Genomic DNA, 5127 nt, shown 5'->3' with positions numbered 1-5127 from the left:
GGTTCAGTCGCCTGATGCATTGGCTGACACTGCGCTTTCGCGAGCAAGCCCGCTCCCACATTTGATCTTCACACTACTCAAGGATGTTACTCGGCATACGCCCACGTCATCCGAAACGACGCACCGCCCCACTCCGAATCCAGCACCTCCACTTGCCCGCCATGCCACTGCGATACCCGCTGCACCAGCGCCAACCCCAGGCCAAAGCCACCGGTGCGGCGGTCGCGGCTGGCATCCAGGCGCATGAACGGCTGGAAGATCTTCGCCCGCCCCTCTTCGGGCACGCCCGGGCCGTCATCGCACACCCGCACTTCATAACCATTGCCGAACTTGACCAGCGACACTTCCACACGCCGCTCGGCGTAACGGATGGCGTTGCGCAGCAGATTGATTACCGCCCGCGCCATGAAGCGTGGTTCGATCTGGATAAAGTCCACTTCACAGGTGCGCAACGACAACTGCACACCCGCCGCCTCGGCCTCCAGCGCAACGCTGCCGATCACGCTGTCGAGCCAGCTGTGGGCCTCGATGCTTTCCCGGGTGACCTGGGTCGCGCCGCGCTCGAGGCTGGCGTAGGTGAGCAGCTCGGAGACCATTTCTTCCAGTTCACCCAGGTCGGCGTACATGTCGGTTATCAACGCGCCTCGCAGGACCGGATCGGCCTGCTGCTTGAGCTGGTCGAGTTCGAACGACAGGCGTGCAATCGGTGTGCGCAACTCATGGGAGACCGCGTTGGTCAGTTCGCGCTGGTTGGCGATCAGGCTCTCGATACGTTCGGCCATCTGGTTGAAGTGCCCGGCCAGCTCACGCACGGTGGAGCGGCGCGGCAGAAGGATGCGCGAGCCAAGGTCGTTGTCGCCAAAACGCTGTGCGGCCAGGCGAATATGCTCCAGGTCCCGCCAGTGCGGGCGCACCCAGAAATACAGGACGATGGCCAGGCACAGGCCGAGGAACCCATAGGCCCACAAGTACAACCACTTGGGTTCTTCCGGCAGTTTGATTTCCAGCAGTTGGGAGCCGCCGTCGATGTTGGCGATGAACTCCATAAAGTCGCCACGCACCACCAATTGCCCGGCCGCCAGCAATTGCTGTTCCCGTGAGCTGAGCTTCAGCTCATCACGCGCCACCAATTTAAGATGCAGCCCGTAGTGGCTTTGCAATTCGGCCAGGCGCGCCGCCCGGCCCGCTTCTGGCACCGGGCGCAATTGCTCGACCAAACCATAGGCCGGGCCGCGCATGGCTTCGCGGTTATAGGTTTCATTGGCTTCGGGCAGCAACTCGTCAAAGGTGTAGTTGACCAGCCAGATGGCCCCCGCCAGACCCAGCGCGAGGATCACATACAGGCGCAGAAACAGCCGCAGCATCTAGACCTCCCACGCGAACGGATTGAACAGGTAACCCTTGCCCCAGATGGTCTTGATGCACACCGGCTCACGGGGGTTGTCGTTCAGCTTGCCGCGCAGCTTGCTGATGTACACATCAACACTGCGATTGAGGCCGTCAAACGCGATGCCGCGCATGCGGTTGAGGATGTCATCGCGGGACAGGATCGTGCCCGAGTGGCTGGCCAGCAACCACAGCAATTCGAACTCCATGGTGGTGAGGTCGATCTTCTCCTCGCCCAGGCTGACCACCCGGCACGTGCGATCAATCGCCAACCGGCCGAACGCCAGGGAGCCGCGCACCGTGGGTTCAGGCACCTGGCGCCGCTGCAAGGCGCGCAATCGTGCGAGCAGTACCGGCGGCTTGATCGGCTTGATTACATAGTCGTCGGCACCGGACTCCAGGCCCAGGATGTGGTCCAGGTCGTCCTCCTTGGCCGTAAGGATGACGATGGGTGTGTCAGAGACGTTGCGGATGCCGCGGCACACATGCAGGCCGCTCTGCCCCGGCAACATCAGGTCGAGCACGACAATCTTCGGCTTGAAATCCAGGAACGCCGCCAAGGCTTCATCGCCCCGGTGCACCACGCGCACGTCAAAGCCATGCTGCGACAGAAAGTGTGCGATCAGCCCTGCCAGTTTCTCGTCGTCTTCAACGAGCAATACCTTGCCCAGACCCAGGTTTTCCATAAGTTCTCAGTGTGCGACGCAGATTGAAGTGCAGGCATTATAGGTGGCAAGCTGGGCAACTTAAGCAACTGGCCAGCACGGCCCGACGAAGCTTCATGCTTTTAAGACTTTTTAACAAATAGCCTGCAATCTTTAACGCCATTCACAGGGAGTTGTATGCGCAAGGATTACCTGGCGTTTTTTGTCTCGCTGTTCCTGTCACGGCTGGCGGATCAGATCCTGCTGTTTATCGTGCCGTTGATCGTCTTCCAGACCACCGGCAGTGCTTCCTGGGCCGGGCTGGCGTTTTTCGTCGAATCGCTGCCGCGTTTTCTTGCGTTTCCGCTGTGCGGGGCGTTGTGCGACAAGTACCCGCCCGTGCGCATCCTGCATATCAGCCAGGTCTATCGGGCGCTGGCCTGCGTGCTAGCCGTGGCGCTGTATGGCCTGTTCGACGGCATCTACTGGATCGTGCTGCTGTCGGCCGTGTGCGGGGTGTTGACCACCCAGGGCATCATGGCCCGGGAAGTGCTGATGCCGCATATCTTCCAGCAGTACAGCTATGCCAAGACCCTATCCTACTCACAGATCGCCGACCAAAGCGGCCTGGTACTCGGCCCCCTGGTGGCGGCGCTGATGCTGGAAGTCTGGCCGTGGCATTGGGTGGTGCTGGGGATTGCCGGGCTGTTTGTGCTGGCGGACGTGGCGATGCGCGTGTGGCAGCGTTCCAGCACAGTCGTCCCAACCGTTTTCGAGCAGCATCGGGATATCTGGCTGCAGCCGCTGCGGATTGCCTTTGGGCATATCCATACCCTGAGCGGGCTGAAACGCCTGATTGCGTTGACGATGGGGGTCAACTTGGTCATCGGCGTCACGCTGGCCACATCCGCCGCAATGGTCACTGGCCTGTACGCCGCCGGCAAAGACGCCTACGCCTTGCTGCAAGCGGCCGGCGCACTGGTGACCATCGTGATTCTGTTCTACCTGGCGCGCGCCACCTTGCCGCTGAGGCTGCTCGGTGGACTTTCCTACGCCATGATTGCCCTGGGCGCACTGATTACGGCGATCAGCCCCACTCTATGGCTGTATTCCCTGGGCTTTCTGCTGGTGATTGGCTTCGACAAGATGTACAGCGTGTACATGCGCAGCGTGCGGCAAAAGGTGATTCCGGTGCAGGACTTCGGCAAGACCGTGGGCGTGATTACCTTGCTCAACAACCTGCCGCAACCGCTGGCGGGCCTGACGATTGCGGTGTTGGCGGCGCCCTTGGGCGTGCAAGCGGTGATCCTGCTGCTGGCGGGCATCACCGCATTGATCGGCGTGGCCGTCGCCTCAGGCTGGCACGCCACTGTGAAAGCGGAACTCGACGTCGGGTGACTCGATCAATTCCTGCTCGGCTGCCCGCACTCGCTCGATCACCAGGGGCACGTCTTTGGCGTCGCCGTATTGGTAGGCCAACTTGAGGTAGCCCTGGAAGTGGCGCGCCTCGCTTTTCAGCAGGCCGAAGTAGAACTTGCCGAGTTCTTCGTCCAAATGCGGCACCAGCGCTTCGAAACGCTCGCAACTGCGCGCTTCGATAAAGGCGCCGACCACCAGTGTATCCACCAGCTTGACCGGCTCGTGGGTGCGCACGACTTTGCGCAAACCCGAGGCGTAGCGCCCGGCATTCAGTTGGCGCAGTTCGACCTTGCGCTTCTTCATCAGGCGCATGACTTGTTCGTGGTGCACCAGTTCTTCCCGGGCCAGGCGCGACATCATGTTGATGAGGTCGACATGGCTGTAGTACTTGGCGATCAGGCTCAAGGCGGTGCTGGCGGCTTTGAATTCGCAGTTCTTGTGGTCGATCAGCAGGGTTTCCTGATCGGCCAAGGCCGCCTGGACCCAGGCGTCGGGGGTGCGGCAACCGAGGAATTCGTGGATTTCGGGCAGGTTCATCGGGCTCACGGGCAAAGGATCACAAAAGGGCGCCGATTATACCGACCACGCCGCAGACCACCAGCCACCGGCCTTGATGTGTATCAACATGACGTGCGCCGGGCAGCAACTATAGTTGTTCCATGCCCCCCCTTTTCATGGAGAACCCGAACATGCAAGCCATCCGCAGCATCCTGGTGGTCATCGAGCCCGAGCATTCGGAGAGCCTGGCCCTCAAGCGCGCCAAGCTGATTGCGGGGGTGACCGGCGCGCACCTGCATTTGCTGGTGTGCGACAAGAAGCATGAGCATTCGGCGCTGTTGAGCCTGCTCAAGGCCGGCTTGCAGGAGGACGGCTACAGCGTCACCACCGAACAGGCATGGAATGACAGCCTGCATGAAACCATCATCGATGTGCAGCAGGCCGAAGGCTGTGGGCTGGTAATCAAGCAACACTTTCCCGACAGCCCGCTGAAAAAGGCGTTGCTGACGCCGGCGGACTGGAAGTTGCTGCGCTATTGCCCGACGGCGGTGCTGCTGGTGAAGACATCGACGCCGTGGGCGGGCGGCGTGATCCTGGCGGCCATCGATGTGGGCAATACCGACGCAGAACACCGTGAACTGCATGCGGAAATCGTCGGCCATGGCTTCGACATCGCCAGCCTGGCCAAGGCCCAGCTGCATGTCATCAGCGCCCATCCCTCGCCGATGCTGTCGGCGGCGGACCCGACGTTCCAGCTCAAGGAAACCATCGAGGCGCGCTATCGGGAACAGTGCCGGGCCTTCCAGGCCGAGTTTGATATCGACGACTCAAGGCTGCACATCGAGGAAGGCCCCGCCGACGTGCTGATTCCCTTTGCAGCGCACAAGTACAGCGCCGCCGTCACCATCATTGGCACCGTCGCGCGTACCGGCATTTCTGGCGCGTTGATCGGCAATACGGCGGAGGTCGTGCTCGACAAGCTGGAAAGTGACGTGTTGGTGCTCAAGCCGGCGAGCCTGATGGATCACCTGGAAGAGCTGGCGGCTAAGTCCTAAGGGCGACGAGGATCAAAATGTGGGAGCGGGCTTGTGTGGGAATGGGCTTGTGTGGGAATGGGCTTGTGTGGGAGCGGGCTTGCTCGCGAATGCGGTCTGCCAGTACCAAAAATGTTGCCTGACCC

General features: G+C 61.3%; 5 protein-coding genes. 2 read left to right on the top strand and 3 right to left on the bottom strand.

The genetic code is table 11. The annotated features are described in order from the left end of the window. Positions 1-86 precede the first annotated feature (86 nt). Together NUV89_RS27385 and NUV89_RS27380 are read right to left on the bottom strand one after the other, a co-directional pair. A complete protein-coding gene (locus tag NUV89_RS27385; RefSeq protein ID WP_257783772.1) occupies positions 87-1364 on the bottom strand; it encodes an ATP-binding protein in 1278 nt (425 codons plus the stop codon). Continuing rightward, complete coding sequence (locus NUV89_RS27380; RefSeq protein ID WP_017736106.1) at positions 1365-2072, bottom strand: winged helix-turn-helix domain-containing protein; 708 nt, start codon at positions 2070-2072, stop codon at positions 1365-1367. A 156-nt stretch (positions 2073-2228) separates the two neighbouring features. Here NUV89_RS27380 and NUV89_RS27375 point away from each other — a divergent pair, with 156 nt between their 5' ends. Beyond that, positions 2229-3428, top strand: coding sequence for an MFS transporter (locus NUV89_RS27375; protein WP_257783771.1), 1200 nt, complete (start codon positions 2229-2231; stop codon positions 3426-3428). Here NUV89_RS27375 and NUV89_RS27370 read toward each other — a convergent pair. Then, positions 3384-3986 carry a tRNA-(ms[2]io[6]A)-hydroxylase gene (locus NUV89_RS27370; RefSeq protein ID WP_257783770.1) on the bottom strand — a complete coding sequence of 201 codons (603 nt, stop codon included), beginning with the start codon at positions 3984-3986 and terminating at the stop codon, positions 3384-3386. The two genes, NUV89_RS27375 and NUV89_RS27370, sit on opposite strands and share 45 nt — an antisense overlap. Before the next feature lie 152 nt (positions 3987-4138). Between NUV89_RS27370 and NUV89_RS27365 the strand changes: the two genes are divergently transcribed. Continuing rightward, positions 4139-5002, top strand: coding sequence for a universal stress protein (locus NUV89_RS27365; protein ID WP_257783769.1), 864 nt, complete (start codon positions 4139-4141; stop codon positions 5000-5002). The last annotated feature ends 125 nt before the right edge of the window (positions 5003-5127 follow it).

The sequence above is a fragment of the Pseudomonas sp. 18.1.10 genome (assembly GCF_024655625.1).
In the GTDB taxonomy this organism is placed as follows: Bacteria; Pseudomonadota; Gammaproteobacteria; order Pseudomonadales; family Pseudomonadaceae; genus Aquipseudomonas.
Note: the sequence above shows the minus strand (reverse complement) of the source record. Positions and strands in the feature narration are given on the sequence as shown.

What these genes read in the sequence shown, in the direction of transcription:
- NUV89_RS27385 (WP_257783772.1), bottom strand. Translation starts at nt 1,364, where the DNA reads ATGCTGCGGCTGTTTCTGCGCCTGTATGTGATCCTCGCGCTGGGTCTG.
- NUV89_RS27365 (WP_257783769.1), top strand. Translation starts at nt 4,139, where the DNA reads ATGCAAGCCATCCGCAGCATCCTGGTGGTCATCGAGCCCGAGCATTCG.
- NUV89_RS27380 (WP_017736106.1), bottom strand. Translation starts at nt 2,072, where the DNA reads ATGGAAAACCTGGGTCTGGGCAAGGTATTGCTCGTTGAAGACGACGAG.
- NUV89_RS27370 (WP_257783770.1), bottom strand. Translation starts at nt 3,986, where the DNA reads ATGAACCTGCCCGAAATCCACGAATTCCTCGGTTGCCGCACCCCCGAC.
- NUV89_RS27375 (WP_257783771.1), top strand. Translation starts at nt 2,229, where the DNA reads ATGCGCAAGGATTACCTGGCGTTTTTTGTCTCGCTGTTCCTGTCACGG.